The following is an 18,544-nucleotide window of genomic DNA, read 5'->3' as shown; positions in this document are numbered from 1 at the left end:
GTGGGCAGACCGCGTGAGCGTGTAGCTCAGACGGATAGAGCGGCCGCCTCCTAAGCGGCAGGTCCCCGGTTCGACTCCGGGCACGCTCACCATCGGCCACGCGGGAGTGCCCGCAGGGCCGGACGACACCATGAACAAGACCGAACGCGAACAACTCAAGCACAACGAGGCGGTCGACGCCCTCGTCTCCGCCAATACCTATCTGTCCCCGCATGGGCGAACACTCGGACTGGCCGCAGTGGCCGTCCTCCTGCTCGTGGGCAGCGTGTTCGGTTATCGCGCCTTCAAGGCGCGATCCGAAGAGCGGGCGCACAGGCAGCTGGCCGCGGCGGTGGAAATCCTGAATGCGCCCGTGGCCACGGCGCCCACGCCGGGTGCGCCACCAGTCGGGGCCGCGCCGGGGACGTATGCCACCGAGGCGGCCCGTGCGGGCGCGGCACTCAAGCAGCTGCTCAGCACCGCCGACGCGTACAAGGGCACCGACGCCGGGATGCGGGCGCGCTACTACGCGGCGTCGCTGTATGCGGAGACGAACCGGCCGAAGGAGGCCGGCGACGCCTACGCGGCTGTGCGCGACCAGGCCGGAGCCTCCACGCTGCTCGGCCGGATGGCCTCGCTCGGCCTCGCCAGCATGCAGGTGCGGCAGAAGCAGTTCGATCCGGCGATCAAGGCGCTGCAGGAGCTCGCGCAGCGCCGCGATGGTCCACTGCCGGTCGACGCCGTGCTCGTCCAGCTCGCCGACGCCTACCAGCAGGCCGGGCGGTCGGCGGAGGCGTCGCAGACGCTGCAGCGCGTGATCGACGAGTTCCCGCAGAGCCCGTACGCCGCGGACGCCCGCCAGCGCGTCGAGGCGCTCCAGGTTTCCGCCCCGAAAGCCTCCTGACCTCGTGAACCCCGCACGCGCGCTCCAAACGGTTGCCGACCTCGGGGCGCGCGCGTTGTCGTCCACGCCGGTGGGCGACCTGTTGGACGCGGGCATGCGTCTGGCGCGGGAGGTCACCCAGAGTGACCACGCCGTCTTCTTCGAGCGATCACCGGGTGGCGACGCCCTGCTGATGCGCGCCGGCATCGGCTGGCGTCCCGGCGTGATCGGCCGCGTGTCGCTCAGCACCGGTCCGGGCTCGTTCGGCCGCTACGTGCTCCAGCAACCCACGCGGGTCGTCGACGCGCTGCCGTCGCATCCCGAGTTCGGAGTGCCGGCGGTGCTACGTGATCACACCGTGGAGTCGATGGCGTGCGTGCGCCTCGACGGCATCGGCCATCCGCTCGGCGCCGTCGCCGTGTTCAACGTCAACGACGGATTGCCGAGCACGGAGCACCTGACGTTCCTGCAGGCGCTCGGCAACATCCTCGCCACCGCGATCCTGCGCCAGGTCACCGAAGAGGGCCTGCTCCAGAGCCAGATCCGCCTCCAGAGCGTGCAGAAGATGGAAGCGATCGGCCGGCTCGCCGGCGGCATCGCCCACGACTTCAACAACCTCGTGCAGGCGATCGGCGGCTACACCGAAATGCTGCTGCGGCAGCTGCGCGACGACGACCCGCTGCGGCGCAACGCCGAGGAGATCAAGAAGGCCGGCGACCGTGCGGCCGCGCTCACGCGACAACTGCTCGCGTTCAGCCGCCAGCAGGTCCTGCAGCCCTCGCTGCTCGACGTCAACAGTGTCGTCAATCACGTGGAGCAGTTGCTGACCCGCCTGATCGGCGAGGACATCGAGCTGCGCACGTACCTGGCCGACGACCTGTGGCCGGTCAAGGCTGATGCCGCGCAACTCGAACAGGTGCTGATGAACCTCGCGGTCAACGCGCGCGATGCGATGCGCGACGGCGGGCTGCTCACGATCGAGACGGCGAACGTCGACCTGACGCGCTCGTTGGATGGCGAACCCTTCATGGTCGTCGCCGGCCCGTACGTGCTGCTGGCGGTCACCGATACGGGCACGGGCATGAACGCCGAGACCAAGGCGCGCGCGTTCGAGCCGTTCTTCACCACCAAGCCGCCGGGGCAGGGGACCGGTCTCGGCCTGTCGATGGTCTACGGCATCGTCAAGCAGAGCGGCGGTTACATCTGGGTGGACAGCGAGCTGGGTGCAGGCACGCGCATCCGCATCTACCTGCCGCGGGCCGACGAGTTGCCGCTGCCGCTGGAGATGCCGGAAGAGGCCGACGAGCCGGTGCCGGTCGGTGAGGCGCTCGACACGGCCGACCCGGGCGTGCCGGCCACGCTGTTGCTGGTCGAGGACGAAGACGGCGTGCGTGAGCTGATCCACGAGTGGCTCGCCGCGCACGGCTACATCGTCCACGCCGCCGAAGACGGGCAACATGCGCTGAAGGTCGCCGAGGGCATCGAGCAGGTGGATCTGCTGATTGCCGACGTGGTCATGCCGCTGATGGGCGGCCCGGCGCTGGCCAAGCGGCTGCTGCAATCGCGCGCCGACCTGAAGGTGATCTTCGTCTCGGGCTATGCCGACGAAGCGATCGGCGATCGCCGCATGCTCGAGGACGGTGCCAGTTTCCTGCAGAAGCCGTTCACCCTCGAGGAGCTGTTGAAGAAGGTGCGCGGGGTGCTCGGCGACCGTCGCCCTAGCCGAGGGCCTGTCGGGCCGCGTTGAACAGGCCGGGCGCACGCACGTCCGCCTTGGCAAGCCAGGCCGCATCGAGATCGAGGTACGCGAACACCGCGTCCTCGAGTACAGCGTCGCCCTCGGGCTGGCAACCGAACCCGTAGCGGTGACTCAGCAGGTTGGCCGCGTAACAGACGGCCGCAGCCTGTGGGTCGGTGGCGGCTTCGAAGGCGTGGTGGTACTGCACGACGTCACGCACCTCGCCCGGCACGTTCCAGAACCCCAGCGCCAGCGCACCACACACCGCGTGGTGCTGCACGATGGCCGACTGCAGTTCGTCGTTGCGGACCGCCGCCTCGTGCTTCTTCTGGTACTGGTGCGCGGTCTGCAGGATCACGAGCTTGCCGATGTCGTGCAGCAGGCCGCACAGGAAGCTTTCCTCGACATCGCCGCGAATCCTGTCGGCGATCAGGTGCGCGACATAGGCGGTGCCCACCGCGTGCTCCATGAAGCAGTGGCCATCGTGGCCATACACTTCGGCCGACTTGAACTGCGACTGCATCGACACGGTGACGACGACGTTGCGCACCGTGCACGTGCCGAGTCGCACGACCGCGTCAGACACCGAGCGGAGTGGCGACATCGCCCCGAAGACCGCGGAATTGGCCATGCCGAGGACACGTGTCGCCAGGACGGGGTCCTTGCTCACCACGCCCGCCAGCGTGGCAATCGTGACGTCGGGGTCGCCGACCAGCGCCAGCACGCGCTGGGCCTGGGACGGCAGCATGGGGATGGACAGGTCGTCTGGGCGGAGCCACGGGTGATCCGAGTTCCGCAGGGCCAGGGCCGCGGTGGCGGCCTCCGACCCGGCTGGCAGGTTCATGTGCGTCGTACCTTCGTCGTGATCACGAGTTCCACGAAGATCTCGTGATCGTCCATCCGGAACGGCAGCATGGTGCGCTGGCCGTCGGTGAGTGCCGTCATGTAGAAGTCGGAGCCCATCGTCACCGTCGGGATGGAGACGGCCCAGGCGTCGCCCTCGGTGGCCATCCTGGTGCGGAAGGAGCCGGCAATCATGTTGGTGATCTCGCCGATCGCATCGGCGACTTCCGGTTTCGAGGGCTCGTCGGCCGTGTCCAGACCGAGCAGCGAGCAGGTGATGGCGCGGGCGCCAGCGAACGTGGCGTAGAACACCACGAGGCCGCTGCTGGAACCGCCAAAACCGATCTGGCCGACGACATTGCTCTGCGGACGCAGCGCGTCGCCGACAAGCGGCGTGCCCTCGGCCAGCGCCGTGCCCACCATGGTCCCGAACACATCATGAGTGCACGCACGAAGGGTCTCGATCAGCGGCTGGGTCGCGTGCCGGTCGACCACGGGGGCCGGGGATGCCATGGTCCGCTCCTGGGTGGGCCCTCAGTGGGCCAGCACCGCGTCGATCTTTTCCTTGATGGTGTCGCTGGTGAACGGCTTGACCACGTAGTTGGTGACCCCGGCCCGCAAGGCCTCGACGATGTCGTCCTTGGCGGCGTTCGTGGTGACCATCAGCACGGGAAGGTGCTGCTTGCCATCCATCGCGCGCAGGGCGCGGATGAACTCGATGCCGTTCATCTCCGGCATGTTCCAGTCCGTGATGACCAGGTCCACCGGTCCCTCGGTGACCTTGTCGAGGCCCTCGCGTCCGTTGCCGGCTTCCATGATCTCCGTGTAGCCCAGCTTGTTGAGCGTGTTGACGATGATGCGCCGCATCGTCGTCGAGTCGTCCACCACGAGAAAACGCATGGGCCTCCGGCTTGCTAGACTCTGGGGGCCGGGCGCCGCCCGACGTCCCCACGTGCGTCACGGAGGCTAATCGGCCCAGCTCGTGCTGGCTTGAGGTAGGATCGCCGCCGCAAAGGAGTGATGTGTCCCCTTCCGAACCGCTGTCCCTGACGCCAGAAGGCCTGGGCCGTCCCGCACGTGACCTCGGCGCCGGCGACTTCGTCTTCGCCAATCGGCTCATCACGCTGGAGCTGGTGCTGCCCAACATCACGCACGAAATCAACAACGCGCTGCAGGTCATCGGCGGTCTCGGCGAAATCATCGCCACCAAGCCCGGCATCTCGGATGACGTCGCGCAGAAGCTGCAGCGCATCCACGGGCAGGCCGTGCGCTGTTCGGGCCTGCTGCGGGAGCTGATGAACTACGCCCGCCGTGACGAAGCGTCACCGACGACGGATGTTCCGCGCAGCATCGATCGCGCGTTGAACCTGCGGCGCTACCACCTTGCGCGGGCGCGCGTTACCGTGCACGTGGATCCCAATACCGATGGACCTGCCGCAGCGCGGCTCGACTCGCAGTACTTCGAGCAGATCCTCGTCAACCTGGTGCTCAACGCGGAGCAGTCCATCGCCGGACGGCCGGAGCCGGTCGTCTGGATCGCCTACGGCCGGCAGGGCGACACACTGGTGCTGACGGTGCGGGACAACGGTCCGGGGATCGATCCGTTACGCGAAGAGGAGTACTTCCAGCCGTACATGACGACCAGGGCGGGAGCCATCGGCCTCGGCCTGACGGCCGCACGCGCCCTCGTGCAAACGGTTGGCGGCTCGTTGCGCTTCACCGAGCCGTCGGTCGTAGAGATGCGGGTACCGGCGCGATGAAGTCGTGCAATTGGAAATGTCAAATTGCAAATTTCCAATCGCGCGATCGTTTCACGCGCTCGCACTGATGTCTTCGGGCGGCGTCGCGACGTTCAACCGATTCAGCTTGTCGATCAACGTCGTCCGGCTGAGTTGCAGCAACCGCGCGGCCTGGCGCTTGTTGCCACCGGTCTTCTCGAGGCATCGCACGATCAACTCGCGCTCGAGCTGCGAGACGACCTGCGTGAAGTTGATGCCCTCGTCCGGGATCGCCACCGTGGGCAACAGCAGCGACGACGCCGGCGCCGAGATGTCTTCGGGGAGCGCGCGCGCCTGAATCTCTGTGCCCTGCCCGGTCATGGCGACCGCGTGCTCGATGGCGTTCTCCAACTGCCGGATATTGCCCGGCCAGCTGTAGTTCATGAGCGCGCGCATCGCGTCCTGGGTCAGCGTTCGCGCCGGCAAATTGTTGTTGCGGCAGGACTTCTGCACAAAATGTCGGGCGAGAAGGGGAATGTCCTCCTTGCGATCGCGCAGCGACGGCAAGGTGATCGGAATCACGTGCAGCCGGTAGTACAGGTCCTCGCGGAAGGTCCCGTCCTTCACCAGCTTCTTCAGGTCCAGGTTGCTGGCAGCGACGATGCGGGCGTCGAACTTGATCGACTTGCTCTCGCCGACGCGCTCGATTTCCTTTTCCTGGAGCGCGCGCAGCAGCTTTGCCTGCATCGGCATGGTCATCAACGCCACTTCGTCGATGAACAGCGTGCCACGGTGAGCGAGTTCGAACCTGCCGACGCGAGCCTGCACCGCACCGGTGAACGCACCCTTGGAGTGGCCGAACAGTTCCGCCTCGGCCAGCGGTTCGGGGATCGCCGCCGCGTTGAACGCCACGAAGCGCTCGTTCGCTCGCGGACTGTTGTGGTGGATCGTGCGCGCGATCAACTCCTTGCCGGTCCCCGTTTCCCCCTGGATCAGCACCGTGCTGTTCATCGGGGCAACGAGTTCCAGCGTGGAGAACACGTGGCGCATCGGCGCGCTGTGGCCGATGACACTGTCGTAGCGGTACCGGTCGCGCAACTGCGCACGCAGTTCCGCGTTCTCCTCGCGCAGTCGCCGCTGCTCGAGTGAGGTGCTGAGGATGCGGGCCAGCTGCGAGAGCTGGAACGGCTTGATGAGGAAGTCGATCGCGCCCCGGCGCATCGCCGAGACGGCCTCGGCAACGCCGCCGAAGCCGGTGACCATGACCGCCAGGATGTCCGGGTAACGCCCGATCGCTGCGTCCAGGACCTCGAGGCCGTCCGCATCGGGCAGGCGCAGGTCGATGACGATGGCGTCGTAGGCAAAGCCCTTGAGCCGGTCGAGGGCGTCCGAGCCGTCCGGGCTCTGGGCGACGACGAAGCCTTGCTCGGAGAGCGACTCGGCGATGGTCTGACGAAGTTCGGCCTCGTCCTCGACCACAAGGACCGACGGCTGGGGACGAGCGGTCACGGGCACCTCCGTACAGGACACGACGGGACCACGGACTGAGGTCGTATCACCGACAACCCGCGTCCGGGGCGAGAGGCCAGTATTGGGCTGAGCAGTGTCGCATGTCAACGTGATTGTCGGTCAGCCGACAGGGTAACTTTATGCCTGGCCACGAGCGTGTCCGCCGGTGCGCGACGGCCGGCGAGGCGTCCGCGAGCGGACGTTGCGACCCTGCCGACTCAGGTAGGATGCACGGCGAGGAGCGCACGTGACCCAGGGCCAGGAACGTCAGGCGGTGTTGATCGTCGAGGACGAGGCGGACATCCGGGAACTGCTGTCGGAGTACTTCCGCGCCCGCGGCTTCGACGTGGCCGGAGCAGCGGACGGCCGGGCGGCGGTTCAGGCGATCGAGCGAGACCCGGAACGTTTTTCCCTGATCATCACCGATCTGCACCTGCCTGGCGCCGACGGGCTCGCGGTGCTGCGCGCCGCGCGGGCAGCCAATCCGGCCGTCTACGTGGTGATCGTGACCGGGTTCGCGTCGCTCGATTCGGCAATCCAGGCCGTGCGCCTCGGTGCCTACGACTACCTCACCAAGCCGTTCTCGCTCGGGCAGATCGATGTAGTCCTGCAGAGGATTCACGACATCCAGATGCTGCACGCCGAGAACAAGCGGCTGACGCGCCAGGTGTCCCAGCGTGACGCGGTCGACCTTCGTCAGGCGTTGTTGATGCGGCTGGACGGCATCGAGACCCGCCTCACTCGCATCGAAGCCGCACTCCGGGCCCGGTCGTAGCCGTCGGACCTTGTCCGACGGCCACCGCGCCGCCAGCAGGCTGCCGGACAGAGTCCGGCAGCTACACCTGCGACGGCAGCCTCTTCGATCAAGAGCGTCGGCTCACCGACGATCTCTCCGGCGGCCCGTCACGGTGACGCAGCTGCCTGCGGCGTAATTCCCCAGCTATTGCAGGCAGTGACGGCGTGGCGTCCTTCTTGCTCTACGGCAGCGTCGGACGCCTCCGGACCGGTAATCGGCACCGGGTGGCGGTCCTTGAACGCGACCCGACGATGCCAATTTCTTCCATCACGTCCGACGCACAGACCATGAGTGCGCTGCGACGGACCCTCAGCCTGGCCGCGGCCAAGCAGGTGGTCTCCTCGAGCAACCTCGCCAACCTGAGCACCCCTGGCTACAAGGCCCAGGAGGTGGACTTCGACGAGGCACTGGACCAGCAGGTGGGCGGAGGCGCCCGGCTGACGGTCACCAACAGCCGCCACCTCGGGGGCAGCCTTCAGGCCGACAACGGCGTCACGACCAGGGACTCGGAAGACGGCGCCGCCCGTCGCGACGGCAACACCGTGCAGGTCGACCACGAACTCCTCAACATGACGCGGGCCTCGGGCGAGTTCGCCCGTGCCCAGACGGCGCTGGCCGCCAAGTTCCGGCTCGTGCGCTACGCCATCAACGAGTCCCGGTAAGGACCGACCATGTCGACGCTCAATACCGCCGTCAACGTCGCCGCGAGTGCCCTGTCCGCCGAGCGGACCCGCATCGAAGTCGCGGTGTCCAACCTCGCCAACGCCGAGTCCACCCGTGGCGCCGATGGCAGACCGTACCGGCGCCGCGACGTGGTGCTGACCACCGACACGATCCAGAGCTTCGACAGCGCGCTCGGTTCGGCCTCGGCCACCGGCGTCAAGGTCGCGGGCATCGTCGAGGACACCGCACCCGCCCGGCGTCGCTATGACCCGTCGCACCCGGACGCAGACAAGGACGGCTTCGTCGAACTGCCCAACATCAACCCGGCCGAGGAGATGGTGGACATGGTCGGGGCCTCCCGGGCCTACCAGGCCAATCTGACGGCCATCAACCTCATTCGCGACCTGGTCTCCCGGTCGCTCGAACTCGGAAGGGCATGAGCGTGGCCATCGACGCAATCACCGCGAAGGTCATCACCGGGATTGGCACGACGACCCCGTCGCCGGCTGCGCCAGCCGGCAGCAAAGACGGAGGCGAGAGCTTCGGCGCCTCGCTCTCGCGTCTCGTGGGCACGGTCGAAGAGAGCCACAACAGCGCGAATGCCGCCGTCAACGGGATGATCAATGGGCAACTCGACGTGCACGACGCGATGATCGCGCTGCAGCGGGCGGACCTGACGCTGCAGTTCGGCGTGCAGGTGCGTAACAAGCTGATGAACGCCTACCAGGAAATCATGCGGATGCCCGTCTAGGGCGGCTGTCCACCCATCCGAGGAGTCGAGTCCGCCGTGGCATTCCTTCCCGTGCAGTGGCAGGCGCTGGTCGAAAAGAGCAAGGTGGTGCGCGCCTCGCTCAGCACCGCGCAGCTGATCTCGCTGGCCGCCGTGTTCGTTGGCGTCCTGGGCCTGGTCATCGGCTCGACGTGGTACCTCAATCGCACCGAGTACCGCGTCCTGTTCAGCGAGTTGAATGGCGAAGAGGCGGCGCGCGTCGTCGAGCGGCTGAAGGGCGACAACGTCGCCTACCAGTTGCAGGACGGTGGCCGCACCGTGCTCGTGCCTACCAACAGCACGGACAACCTCCGCCTGCAGTTCGCTGGCGAGGGCATGCCGACCAGCGGCCGCATCGGCTTCGAGATCTTCGACAAGGTGGCCTTCGGGCAGACCGAGTTCCTCGAGCACGTCAATTACCGCCGCGCGCTCGAGGGCGAGTTGGCGCGCACGATTTCGACGCTGACCGAGGTGCAGGCCGCGCGGGTGCACATCGCGATGCAGAAGGAGTCGTTGTTCGGCGCCAGGGAGCAGCCGGCCAAGGCATCGGTCACGCTGACGCTGAAGGGCACGCGGGCGCTGCCGCCGCAGGCTGCCACGTCGATCACGAACCTGGTCGCCGCCAGTGTCGAGGGATTGCGACCCGAACAGGTCGTCATCATCGACAGCACCGGCCGCTCCCTCGCCCGCGGCGCGATGGGCCAGGACGACGGCGCGATGGCCGGCGCGGATCTCGAGCGTCAGCAGAAATACGAACGCGACATGGGCATGAAGGTCGTCGCCCTGCTCGAGCCGGTGGTCGGCGTCGAGCGGGTGCGCGCCAACGTCTCGGTGCAGTTGCACGGGGCGTCGCAGGAGCAGACGACGGAACAGTACGACCCGGAGACGGTGCTGCGCAGCGAGAGCACCCTGACCGAAGGCAACACTGCCGACAGCAACGGCGGCATTGCGGGCGCGCAGGCCAATCTGCCCGCGGTGGTGCGACCTGACGGCACGCCGTCGCCGTCCACGACCGGCTCGACGACGACGAGTCGCGGACTCACGAAGAGCACGAAGCTGTCGAATTACGAAGTGAGCAAGACCGTGACCCACACCATCCGCCCGCGTGGCGAGGTGGCCAAGGTCTCGGTGGCGGTCCTCGTGGACGACGAGCACGTGACCACTACGGCGCAGGACGGCACGGTCAGCACGAAGCGCAAGCCGCGCGATCCCGGGGCGATGCAGAAGCTGCAGAAGCTTGTCGCCGCCTCGCTCGGCATCGACACGCAGCGCGGAGACATGGTCAGTGTCGAGAACATCCCCTTCGAGGCGCCCGTCAGCGAGCCCATCGCCAAGCCGTCGATGTGGCAGCGTGTCAGCGACCAGAGCAGCGGCGCCGTCCGTGGCCTGGCGGTCCTGCTGATCGTCGCCATGGTGCTGTTGCTGGTCGTCCGCCCGGTGGTGGGCCGCCTGCTCGCCGTGCCGGCCCTCGACCGTCCACACGCGACGATCGGCATGCCGCAACAGCTGCCCCGAACCATCGAGGAGATCGAGGGCGAGATCGAGGCGCGGCTCGACGCGATGCCCAACGACGGCGATCGGCGCCAGCCGGTGCTGACGCGACGGGTCGCCACGCTGGCCAACAAGGAGCCCGAAAGCGCGGCCAAGCTGGTACGCGGCTGGCTGACCGAGGGGAGGAGCTAGGACATGGCCACGGCGCTCGCTCCGAAGGTCGAGGTCCTGAACGGCGTCCGCAAGGCCGCCATCCTCACGGTGGTGCTCGGTGAGCACGTGTCCGGGGAACTGTTCAAGCACCTCAACGAGGAAGAGATCGAGTTGATCGCGCGCGAGGTCGCGCTGCTCGGTCCGGTGCCGGCAGCGACGGCGACCGACGTGCTCGAGGAATTCCACCAGATGTGGAAGGCCGCCGAGTACGTCACCAAGGGCGGCGTCGAATACGCGTCCAAGCTGCTGGTCAAGTCGCTCGGTCCCGAACTCGCCAAGCGCGTGCTCGATCGCGTCGTCAAGACCTTCGAGTCGTCGATGGCCTTCACCGGCCTCGAGAAGGCGGATCCGCAGCAGTTGTCCAAGTTCATCCAGAGCGAGCATCCGCAGACCATCGCGCTGATCCTGGCGCACCTCAAGCCGGGCCCGGCGGCGCAGTTGATGCAGAGTCTCCCCGAGGACCTGCGTGTCGAGGTCGTGACGCGGATGGCGAACCTCGAGGAAATTTCGCCGGAGGTCATCTCCCGCATTTCGTCGGTCATCGAGCAGCGGTTGAAGTCACTGGGCGCGAGCACGCACGAGTCGTACGGCGGCGTGCGCGCGGTGGCCGAGTTGCTCAATCGGATCGATCGCAGCGTCAGCCAGCCCGTGCTCGAAGCGATCGAATCGCAGACGCCGGACCTGGCAGTCTCGATCCGTCACCTGATGTTCGTGTTCGACGACCTCCTCCACGTCGACGACAACGCGCTGCGCGAGATCGTCCAGCGCGCCGACAAGAAGGTCCTGACGGTCGCCCTCAAGGGCACGTCTGAGGACATCCGCAACCGGTTCTTCCAGAACATGTCCAAGCGTGCCGTGGACATGATTCGCGAGGAGATCGAGCTGCTCGGCGCGGTGCGCCTGCGCGAAGTGGAGAAGGCGCAGCAGGAGGTGGTCGGCATCGCGCGCAAGCTGGAGGAGGAAGGCCTGCTGCAGACCGGCGCTGCCGCCGGGGAGCCGTATGTCACTTAAGACGCGGCGACTGCGTGCCGACGGGGTTGTGGTCGAACGCTTCGCATGGAGTCCCACCGAGACCGGTGGCCATCTCCAGGCGCCGAGTTCGGCCGAGATCTGGGCGCCCCACGACGCCGACGTGCAGCGGACGCAGGCGACGTCGCCCGCGGTGCGTCCAGCGTCGCCAGCGGCGCCACCGGAGCCATGGCAGCCCAGCGCCGAGCAGCAGGCCCAACTGGCCGCGCTCGAACGGGATGCATTCACGAAGGGGTATGCGCAGGGGGAGCGCGCCGGCCTCGAAGCCGGCGGCAAGCGCGCGGAGGCCATGCTGCGCCGCCTCGCGCAGACGCTCGAGGAACTCTCCGGTCTGCGAGACAACATGGTGCGCCAGACCGAACGCGAACTGGTCCACCTGTCGGTGGCGATCGCCCGGCGGATCCTGCAGCGCGAGGTCAGTGTCGATCCCGAACTCACCGCCGCCCTCGCGCACATCGCGCTCGAACGTCTCGGCGGAGCGACACCGGCGACCGTACGGCTCCATCCCGACGACTACACGACTGTCACTGCCGGGCACGCGACCCCGCTGGCTGGCCGCCAGGTCGAGATTCTGGCCGATCCGTCCGTGGCTCGCGGCGGCTGCGTGGTCGAATCGGAATTCGGCTTCATCAACGCGTCGGTCGACGCGCAGGTCGACGAGATCGCGCGTGCGGTCCTCGGCGAGGCCGTGCCGATGATGCCGGCCCGGCGGGGTGTCGCCTGATGAGTGTCATCGATTTCGCGAGCGGGTTCTCCCTCGCCCGGTATCACGAGCAGGTCCAGGCGGCCGATCCCCTTCCCATGGTCGGGCAGGTGGTGCGCACGGTCGGCCTGCTCGTCGAGTCGCGCGGTCCACGGGTGCGCGTCGGCGAGTTGTGCGAACTGGCCCCGCGTGGTGGCGAGCCGCCCCTGTTGCTCGAGGTGGTCGGGTTTCGCGACAACCTCCTGCAGTCGGTGCCCCTCGGCAGCACCACCGGCATCCGCCCGGGCGACCTGATCGTGTCGCGCGGACGGCCTGCATCGGTGCCGGTCGGCGACGCCCTGCTCGGACGCGTGATGGACGGCCTCTGCCGCCCTCTGGACGATCTCGGCCCGCTCGGCACCACTGAACTCGGGCCGCTGCATCCGCCGCCGCTCAACCCGCTGGCACGACAGCCAATCGATATCCCGCTCGGCACTGGCGTCCGTGCCATCGACGCCTTGCTCACCGTCGGCCGCGGCCAGCGCATCGGCCTGTTCGGCGGCAGCGGTGTCGGCAAGAGCACCCTGCTCGGGATGATGGCGCGCGGCACCGGCGCCGACGTCGCCGTCATTGCCCTGGTGGGGGAGCGCGGCCGGGAGGTGCGCAGCTTCCTCGAGCACGACCTCGGCCCCGAAGGCCGTCGTCGCTCGGTGGTCGTCGTTTCCACGTCGGATAACCCGCCGCTCGTCCGGCTACGCGCCGCGTATGCCGCGACGGCGATGGCCGAGTGGTTTCGCGATCAGGGCAAGCACGTCCTGCTGATGATGGATTCGCTGACGCGCTTTGCGATGGCGCAGCGCGAAGTCGGACTCGCGGCCGGCGAGCCGCCGACGGCCAAGGGCTATCCGCCGTCGGTCTTCGGGCTGCTGCCCGGCTTGCTCGAACGCGCCGGTAATGTGCAGGGCCGCGGATCGATCACGGCCATCTACACCGTCCTGGTCGAGGGCGATGACACCAACGAGCCGGTGGCCGACAACGTGCGCGCCATCCTCGACGGGCACGTGGTGCTCTCGCGCGCTCTCGGCGCCAGGAACCACTACCCGGCCATCGATGTGCTCTCGAGCGTGAGCCGCACGATGCCCGACGTGACCACGGCGGACCATCGGCGCAAGGCCGGCACCGTGCGTGACTGGCTGTCACTCGTGCGCGAGAACGAGGATCTCGTGTCGGTCGGCGCCTACGTTGCCGGCTCCAGCGCGCGCATCGACGAGGCGCTGGCGCACCGCGAGGCCGTCGACGCGTTCCTCAAGCAGCCGTCCGACGATCTCGTCGAGTACGACGGCGCGGTCCAGTCGCTCGAGGCGCTCTAGATCATGGCCCACCTCCGCCTCCGCCTCCGCCTCCGGGCTTCGGCGCGGCAAGCCACCCGGACGAGGCTGTCGTACGCTCGACACTTTGCGCACGCGGGCCTGGATCCACACACTCGACCCAATCGGCATGTCGCCCTTCCGCTTTAGGCTCGAGCCGGTGCTGCAGATGCGCCAACGCACCGAGGACCAGGCGCAACAGGCGCTCGCACGGGCAGAACGGCACCTGCAGGAGGCAGAACGCGGACTCACGCTCGCCGACGACCGGTTGCGTGATGCCTACGTATCGGCCAACCAGGCGGAGCGGGAAGGAGCGGACGTGGTCCGGCTCACGTGGCATCGAAATTGGATTGTCGTGAAGACACGTGACGTCGAGGCCGGGCGCCTCGACGTCCGCGACCGGCTCGAGACGCGGGACCTGCGCCTGCAGCAGGCACAGGAAGCACTCAAGCAGCGCCGGGTGCTCGAACGGTTCAAGGATCGCGCACGGCTCGCCTTCGACACCGAGGCGGCCCGGCGCGAGATGCAGGCCATCGACGAACTGGCCACGACCAAGGCGGCCCGTCGCGCAGGAGACTTCCAGTGAGCACACCAGCAATCGGCGCGACAGCGCAGGCGGCGACCAACGCCACCCAGGGCAAGACGGACCGGACCACACGGGACCTCGGCCAGGACGCGTTCCTGAAGCTGCTGACGACGCAGCTGCAGAACCAGGACCCGACCAAGCCACAGGACAACGGCGAGTTCATCGCGCAGTTGGCGACGTTCAGCTCGCTCGAGAAGCTCACCTCGATCTCGACCAGGCTCGATCAGATCGGGACGGCCCTCGGCGTGACCCTCACCGGCACGGAGACCGCCCCCGCCGGCACCGGCGCGGCATCGTCGACCGGCGCCACATCGCCCGGCAGCACCGGCGACACCGGGACCAGCACCACCAGCAACGGAGGCAAGTGACATGGCAGTCGGATCCTTTTCTGCCGGGTTGTCGGGGCTGAACGCCAATGCGACGTACCTGAGCGTCATTGGCAACAACCTCGCGAACATCAACACGATCGGCTACAAGACGAGCTCGGTCAGCTTCGCGGACCTCGTGAGCCAGACGGTCGGCGGCACCAGCATCAACCCGATGCAGGTCGGCCTCGGGGTGGTGACCGGCTCGATCTCGCCGGTCTTCAGCCAGGGCGCCATCGAGAACACCCGCGAGGCGACCAACGTCGCCATCCAGGGCAGCGGCTTTTTCGTCGTCCGCGGCGAGAGCGGCGACGCGTACACGCGCGCCGGCAACTTCTCGTTCAACGCCGACGGCGAACTGGTCACGTCCGATGGCTGGCGCGTGCAGGGCTACACGCAGCTCGATCCGGCGACCGGCGAGGTCGTGACGACCGGCGGGATGAGCGACATCGTCGTCCCCCCCGGCGTGCTCCGCGACCCGGTGGGCACGACGAGCGTACGCACCAACATCAACCTCGATGCCGGGGCGAACGTGACCGGCGCGGTCAACTTCTCCACGCCGATCAAGATCATCGACGCGCTCGGCGAGTCGCACGTCATCACCGTGGATTTCCAGAAGACCGGTCCTGGCGCGTGGACGTACACCGCGACGGTGCCGCAGGCCGACGTCAACGGCGGCACGGGGCTGTTCCAGCTCTCGACCGGTACCCTGACGTTCGACGGCACCGGTACGCTGACCAATCCCGCTGCCGACGTCGTCTTCACCGCGCCGGCCGCATGGGCCAACGGGGCCACCGGCGGCAACATCACGTGGGACATCACGCCGCCGCCGTCCGACAAGCCGTCCATCACGAGCTTCTCCTCCAAATCCGAGACGTCGCTGCTGACACAGAACGGTTCCGAGGCAGGCCAGATCAGCAACATCTCCGTCGACGGCGAGGGCAAGATCATCGCGACGTTCGGCGCCGGTCAGACCGTCGCCGTGGGCCAGCTCGCGCTGGCGAACTTCAACAACCCGAAGGGGCTGGTGAAGCTCGGTGCCAATCGCTATGGCGAGAGCCAGGCGGCCGGTATTCCCAACGTCGGCACCGCCGGCACCGGCGGTCGCGGGACGTTGATCGGCAGCGCCATCGAGCAGTCCAACGTCGACATCGCGACCGAGTTCACGCAGATGATCCTCGCGCAGCGCGGCTACCAGGCCAACTCACGCACCATCACCGTGGCCGACGAAGTGCTCGTCGAAACGCTCCAGTTGAAGCGGTAATACCCGTGAAGGCGGGCGGTTTCCCGAACCGTCCGCCGACCACCGTTCGGAGCGCTCCATGAGCCTCGTTCCGTTTCCTGCGTCCACTGCCAATGCCAGGGGACCGTCAAGCGTGGCACGGGCCGCAGCCCTGCCATCGAAGGCGTCCCTCGTTCCCCTCGCCGGGCGAGGCCACGCCGCCATCGGGCGCAGCGACGCGAAGCCCGCCGCAGATCGACCCGCGTCGCGCTTTGCCCACGTCCTGGCTGTCGTCCAGGAGCAGAAGGGCCCGCCTGCCGCGAACGCCAACGCCGGTCGCGCTGGCCGTGTCGCGCACGTTGCCGAGGCAGAAACGCCGGAGAAGGTCCTCGACGATGCCGACGGCTCGTCGTCGATCGTGCCGGTGCCAGTCGAGTCGCCCGGCGCTGCGCCGGTTCAGGCACCCTGGCTGCTTCTGGCGCTCGGCACTGGCGCGTACTCGCGCGTCGATGAAGCTGCCAGCGAATCGGCAGTGCCATTGGTTGAATGCTTTGAGCCTGCCGCGGAACACGCCCTCACGATCGGCGTGACCGAGACAGGTGTGCCAGCCGTGGCCGTGGCCCAGAGCCCTGCCGGCGAGGCTGGCGTGTCAACGCTCGCCATGAGCGGTGCACGTGCCGCTGCCGTGGGGAGTCCCGCAGACGCGCCAGCGACATTGGGCACCCCGAGCGACGGTGTGGTCCCCGGGAGAGCATCCCTGCCAGGGCCGGTCGGCGTCATAAGCGACAGCAGCGAGCCGATCACGAACTCGCCCGAAGATGCGCCTGGAGGCGCGGCGCTTCCGTTGCCTCCGGGTAGCGCGCCAGCGGTCGAGCACGGGCCCGCGCTGACCGCGCAACGAGCGGGCGAAGACTGGGCGCCCGCCCTGGGGCCCGAGGTCGCATCGTCTGATGCCCCATCGGCGAATCCGGCCGCCGAGATGCTGGCGCGCTGGCACGTTGCAGCCCGCCGATCGGGCGGCGACGTTCCCGCACCGCCATCGATTGTGGCGCAGCGCAAGGGCGAGGCCACAGGTGTCTCACGCGCGCCGGGACAGGCGGTCAGTCGCCTCGCCCAGGCGCTTGGGACGGCATCCCGCCAGGAAGGGGCGCAGGTCGATGGCCAGTCCCCGCTCTCGAATCCTCCGCTTCCCACGGCCCGAGCGGCCGACGTGCTGACGCGACTGGCGCTCGGCGAAAGCGGCTCCCGCGACCCGCGCGAACCGGGACCGTCGACGGCGGCCTCCGGCCAGGTGTTGACCGCGACGTCTGCGGGATCCCCGCCAATCGCCACGGCGACGCCCGTATCTGCCACGGCGGCACCGCTCCCGCCCGCGGCGGGCGAGCAGGTGCTGCATCAGCTCGTGTCGTCGATCAAGATGCAGTGGAAAGACGGGATAGGCGAAGCGAAGCTGCACCTGCGTCCCGACGCCCTCGGCGCCGTGAGCGTGTCGCTTCGGGTCGAGGGCGGTGCGGTGACCGCGGTCGTGCGCGCGGAATCGGCTCAGGTCCAGGAGTGGGTCCTTCAGCACCAGCAGACGCTTCGCCAGCAGATGGAGGCAGCCGGCCTGACACTCGACGAACTCGTGGTGTCGCCCGACGACCAGCGCCAGCAGTCGCGTGAAGAGTCACCCGAACCAGGGGGTCGTCGTCCTCGCGGCACCACGAAGGACAACCAGGACCCCGCCGCGCCGCGATTCGAGCTGAAAGCCTAGATAGGACGGAGGACGGAGGACGGAGGACGGAAGACAGAGGAAGGAAGACGGAGGACGGAGGACAGAGGTAGGACGGAGGACAGGGGACCGAGGAAATGCCCGTTGACGGCGGCGGGGTTTCCTCGACCCTCCTCCCTCCATCCTTCCTCCATCCTTCCTCCGTCCTCTCTCCTCCGTCCTCTCTCCTCCGTCCTCTCTCCTCTCTCCTTGCCGTGTCGCCTTGCCGTCACCCCCGCCGGAGGGGCGGCGGCGGCACGGCCGCCCGCTCGATACCGATTCATCGAAATCGGCAGATTTCCCGCCAACTTGAATCGTGTGGCGCGGGCACAGCCGCCTGCTGCGCTGCGGCATCGCCCTTGCTCCTTCCTCCGGCAACCGCCGCCACACCGGGCGGACGCAGGAGTGTCCATGAGCAAAGCCGCGAAGTCCCCAGATGTCAGCGCCAGGCAGGGCAAGCTGCCCTTGATCGTCGGTCTGGTCGTCCTGCTTGGCGTCGGTGGCGGGGGCGGCTACTGGTGGCTGGCCAGGCAGAAGGCCGCTGCGGCCACCGAGACCGAGGCTGGCCATGGGGAGGCGGTCAGCCATGCCGAGGGCGGCAAGGCGGAAGGCGCGGCTGCCGAGCGCGGCACGCTCATGGCGCTGGACGTCTTCACCGTCAACCTGGCTGACGCGGAAGCGCAGCGTTTCCTTCGCACCAACGTGCAACTCGTGATCGACGGCGACCAAGCCCTCATCAAGGAGATCGAAGAGGCGAAGCTTCCCGTCGTGCGGGTCCGCTCCGCCGTGCTCGACCTGCTGTCGTCACAGAAGTCGGCAGACATCGCGACGCCGGAGGGCAAGGACGCCCTCAAGAAGGCCATCGCCCAAAAGGCGGCCAGGGTGCTGCATCACGAGGTGCTCGATGTCCTCTTCTCCGACTTCGTCATCCAGTTCTGACC

General features: G+C 68.1%; 20 protein-coding genes and 1 tRNA gene. 17 read left to right on the top strand and 4 right to left on the bottom strand.

What is annotated here, in order from left to right; all coding sequences use genetic code 11:
* The first annotated feature begins 15 nt into the window (after nt 1–15).
* From LuPra_RS18345 to LuPra_RS18335, 3 genes are all read left to right on the top strand, one after another.
* Nucleotides 16–92: transfer RNA gene (locus tag LuPra_RS18345), tRNA-Arg, on the top strand.
* 38 nt (nt 93–130) lie between these two features.
* Nucleotides 131–883, top strand: coding sequence for a tetratricopeptide repeat protein (locus LuPra_RS18340; protein ID WP_110172089.1), 753 nt, complete (start codon nt 131–133; stop codon nt 881–883).
* 4 nt (nt 884–887) lie between these two features.
* On the top strand, nt 888–2,609 hold the full coding sequence (locus tag LuPra_RS18335) for an ATP-binding protein (RefSeq protein WP_110172088.1): 1,722 nt from the start codon (nt 888–890) through the stop codon (nt 2,607–2,609).
* On the opposite strand, the gene LuPra_RS18330 is transcribed toward LuPra_RS18335, so the two are convergent.
* The 3 genes from LuPra_RS18330 to LuPra_RS18320 are packed head-to-tail and all read right to left on the bottom strand — an operon-like array spanning nt 2,581 to nt 4,343.
* Nucleotides 2,581–3,444 (bottom strand): HDOD domain-containing protein, encoded by an 864-nt coding sequence (locus LuPra_RS18330; RefSeq protein WP_110172087.1) that lies wholly within the window; start codon nt 3,442–3,444, stop codon nt 2,581–2,583. The genes LuPra_RS18335 and LuPra_RS18330 overlap by 29 nt on opposite strands.
* A complete protein-coding gene (locus LuPra_RS18325; RefSeq protein WP_110172086.1) occupies nt 3,441–3,956 on the bottom strand; it encodes a chemotaxis protein CheX in 516 nt (171 codons plus the stop codon). The genes LuPra_RS18330 and LuPra_RS18325 overlap by 4 nt, the downstream gene beginning before the upstream one ends.
* A gap of 21 nt (nt 3,957–3,977) precedes the next feature.
* A complete protein-coding gene (locus LuPra_RS18320) occupies nt 3,978–4,343 on the bottom strand; it encodes a response regulator (RefSeq protein ID WP_110172085.1) in 366 nt (121 codons plus the stop codon).
* Between the two features lie 122 nt (nt 4,344–4,465).
* Between LuPra_RS18320 and LuPra_RS18315 the strand changes: the two genes are divergently transcribed.
* Complete coding sequence (locus LuPra_RS18315; RefSeq protein ID WP_162271440.1) at nt 4,466–5,203, top strand: sensor histidine kinase; 738 nt, start codon at nt 4,466–4,468, stop codon at nt 5,201–5,203.
* A 51-nt stretch (nt 5,204–5,254) separates the two neighbouring features.
* Here the strand turns inward: LuPra_RS18315 and LuPra_RS18310 are convergent, their stop codons facing one another.
* The gene (locus LuPra_RS18310) at nt 5,255–6,670 is read right to left on the bottom strand and encodes a sigma-54-dependent transcriptional regulator (RefSeq protein ID WP_157899364.1); all 1,416 of its coding nucleotides are present in this window, start codon (nt 6,668–6,670) and stop codon (nt 5,255–5,257) included.
* Between the two features lie 247 nt (nt 6,671–6,917).
* Here LuPra_RS18310 and LuPra_RS18305 point away from each other — a divergent pair, with 247 nt between their 5' ends.
* From LuPra_RS18305 to LuPra_RS18245, 13 genes are all read left to right on the top strand, one after another.
* Entirely contained in the window at nt 6,918–7,445 is a 528-nt protein-coding gene (locus tag LuPra_RS18305; protein ID WP_110172082.1) for a response regulator, read from the top strand.
* A 308-nt stretch (nt 7,446–7,753) separates the two neighbouring features.
* Complete coding sequence (gene flgB / locus LuPra_RS18300; RefSeq protein ID WP_157899363.1) at nt 7,754–8,128, top strand: flagellar basal body rod protein FlgB; 375 nt, start codon at nt 7,754–7,756, stop codon at nt 8,126–8,128.
* 9 nt (nt 8,129–8,137) lie between these two features.
* Nucleotides 8,138–8,569: a flagellar basal body rod protein FlgC gene (flgC, locus tag LuPra_RS18295; protein WP_110172080.1), complete on the top strand. Its 432-nt coding sequence runs from the start codon at nt 8,138–8,140 to the stop codon at nt 8,567–8,569.
* A gap of 2 nt (nt 8,570–8,571) precedes the next feature.
* Nucleotides 8,572–8,880, top strand: coding sequence for a flagellar hook-basal body complex protein FliE (gene fliE, locus LuPra_RS18290; protein ID WP_234800455.1), 309 nt, complete (start codon nt 8,572–8,574; stop codon nt 8,878–8,880).
* 36 nt (nt 8,881–8,916) lie between these two features.
* Nucleotides 8,917–10,581: a flagellar basal-body MS-ring/collar protein FliF gene (gene fliF, locus LuPra_RS18285; protein ID WP_157899362.1), complete on the top strand. Its 1,665-nt coding sequence runs from the start codon at nt 8,917–8,919 to the stop codon at nt 10,579–10,581.
* Between the two features lie 3 nt (nt 10,582–10,584).
* Nucleotides 10,585–11,613, top strand: coding sequence for a flagellar motor switch protein FliG (gene fliG, locus LuPra_RS18280; RefSeq protein ID WP_110172077.1), 1,029 nt, complete (start codon nt 10,585–10,587; stop codon nt 11,611–11,613).
* On the top strand, nt 11,603–12,355 hold the full coding sequence (locus tag LuPra_RS18275; protein WP_110172076.1) for a FliH/SctL family protein: 753 nt from the start codon (nt 11,603–11,605) through the stop codon (nt 12,353–12,355). The genes fliG and LuPra_RS18275 overlap by 11 nt, the downstream gene beginning before the upstream one ends.
* Nucleotides 12,355–13,683 (top strand): FliI/YscN family ATPase, encoded by a 1,329-nt coding sequence (locus LuPra_RS18270; protein ID WP_110172075.1) that lies wholly within the window; start codon nt 12,355–12,357, stop codon nt 13,681–13,683. Before LuPra_RS18275 ends, LuPra_RS18270 begins: the two co-directional genes overlap by 1 nt.
* 85 nt (nt 13,684–13,768) lie before the next feature.
* Nucleotides 13,769–14,266 carry a flagellar export protein FliJ gene (locus LuPra_RS18265; RefSeq protein ID WP_110172074.1) on the top strand — a complete coding sequence of 166 codons (498 nt, stop codon included), beginning with the start codon at nt 13,769–13,771 and terminating at the stop codon, nt 14,264–14,266.
* Nucleotides 14,263–14,634 (top strand): flagellar hook capping FlgD N-terminal domain-containing protein, encoded by a 372-nt coding sequence (locus LuPra_RS33735; protein WP_110172073.1) that lies wholly within the window; start codon nt 14,263–14,265, stop codon nt 14,632–14,634. The genes LuPra_RS18265 and LuPra_RS33735 overlap by 4 nt, the downstream gene beginning before the upstream one ends.
* Before the next feature lies 1 nt (nt 14,635).
* Nucleotides 14,636–15,895 carry a flagellar hook protein FlgE gene (locus tag LuPra_RS18255; RefSeq protein ID WP_110172072.1) on the top strand — a complete coding sequence of 420 codons (1,260 nt, stop codon included), beginning with the start codon at nt 14,636–14,638 and terminating at the stop codon, nt 15,893–15,895.
* Between the two features lie 58 nt (nt 15,896–15,953).
* Nucleotides 15,954–17,606, top strand: coding sequence for a flagellar hook-length control protein FliK (locus tag LuPra_RS18250; protein ID WP_157899360.1), 1,653 nt, complete (start codon nt 15,954–15,956; stop codon nt 17,604–17,606).
* A gap of 408 nt (nt 17,607–18,014) precedes the next feature.
* Nucleotides 18,015–18,542 (top strand): flagellar basal body-associated FliL family protein, encoded by a 528-nt coding sequence (locus LuPra_RS18245; protein WP_110172070.1) that lies wholly within the window; start codon nt 18,015–18,017, stop codon nt 18,540–18,542.
* The last annotated feature ends 2 nt before the right edge of the window (nt 18,543–18,544 follow it).

It is taken from the genome of Luteitalea pratensis (assembly GCF_001618865.1).
Taxonomy (GTDB): domain Bacteria; phylum Acidobacteriota; class Vicinamibacteria; order Vicinamibacterales; family Vicinamibacteraceae; genus Luteitalea; species Luteitalea pratensis.
This window is presented reverse-complemented; position numbering and strand designations above follow the sequence as displayed.

Excerpts from the sequence above, each read along its gene's own strand:
- LuPra_RS18340 (WP_110172089.1), top strand. The coding sequence starts at position 131 with ATGAACAAGACCGAACGCGAACAACTCAAGCACAACGAGGCGGTCGAC.
- LuPra_RS18330 (WP_110172087.1), bottom strand. The coding sequence starts at position 3,444 with ATGAACCTGCCAGCCGGGTCGGAGGCCGCCACCGCGGCCCTGGCCCTG.
- LuPra_RS18325 (WP_110172086.1), bottom strand. The coding sequence starts at position 3,956 with ATGGCATCCCCGGCCCCCGTGGTCGACCGGCACGCGACCCAGCCGCTG.
- LuPra_RS18320 (WP_110172085.1), bottom strand. The coding sequence starts at position 4,343 with ATGCGTTTTCTCGTGGTGGACGACTCGACGACGATGCGGCGCATCATC.
- flgB (WP_157899363.1), top strand. The coding sequence starts at position 7,754 with ATGAGTGCGCTGCGACGGACCCTCAGCCTGGCCGCGGCCAAGCAGGTG.
- flgC (WP_110172080.1), top strand. The coding sequence starts at position 8,138 with ATGTCGACGCTCAATACCGCCGTCAACGTCGCCGCGAGTGCCCTGTCC.
- fliG (WP_110172077.1), top strand. The coding sequence starts at position 10,585 with ATGGCCACGGCGCTCGCTCCGAAGGTCGAGGTCCTGAACGGCGTCCGC.
- LuPra_RS18275 (WP_110172076.1), top strand. The coding sequence starts at position 11,603 with ATGTCACTTAAGACGCGGCGACTGCGTGCCGACGGGGTTGTGGTCGAA.
- LuPra_RS18270 (WP_110172075.1), top strand. The coding sequence starts at position 12,355 with ATGAGTGTCATCGATTTCGCGAGCGGGTTCTCCCTCGCCCGGTATCAC.
- LuPra_RS18255 (WP_110172072.1), top strand. The coding sequence starts at position 14,636 with ATGGCAGTCGGATCCTTTTCTGCCGGGTTGTCGGGGCTGAACGCCAAT.
- LuPra_RS18250 (WP_157899360.1), top strand. The coding sequence starts at position 15,954 with ATGAGCCTCGTTCCGTTTCCTGCGTCCACTGCCAATGCCAGGGGACCG.
- LuPra_RS18245 (WP_110172070.1), top strand. The coding sequence starts at position 18,015 with ATGAGCAAAGCCGCGAAGTCCCCAGATGTCAGCGCCAGGCAGGGCAAG.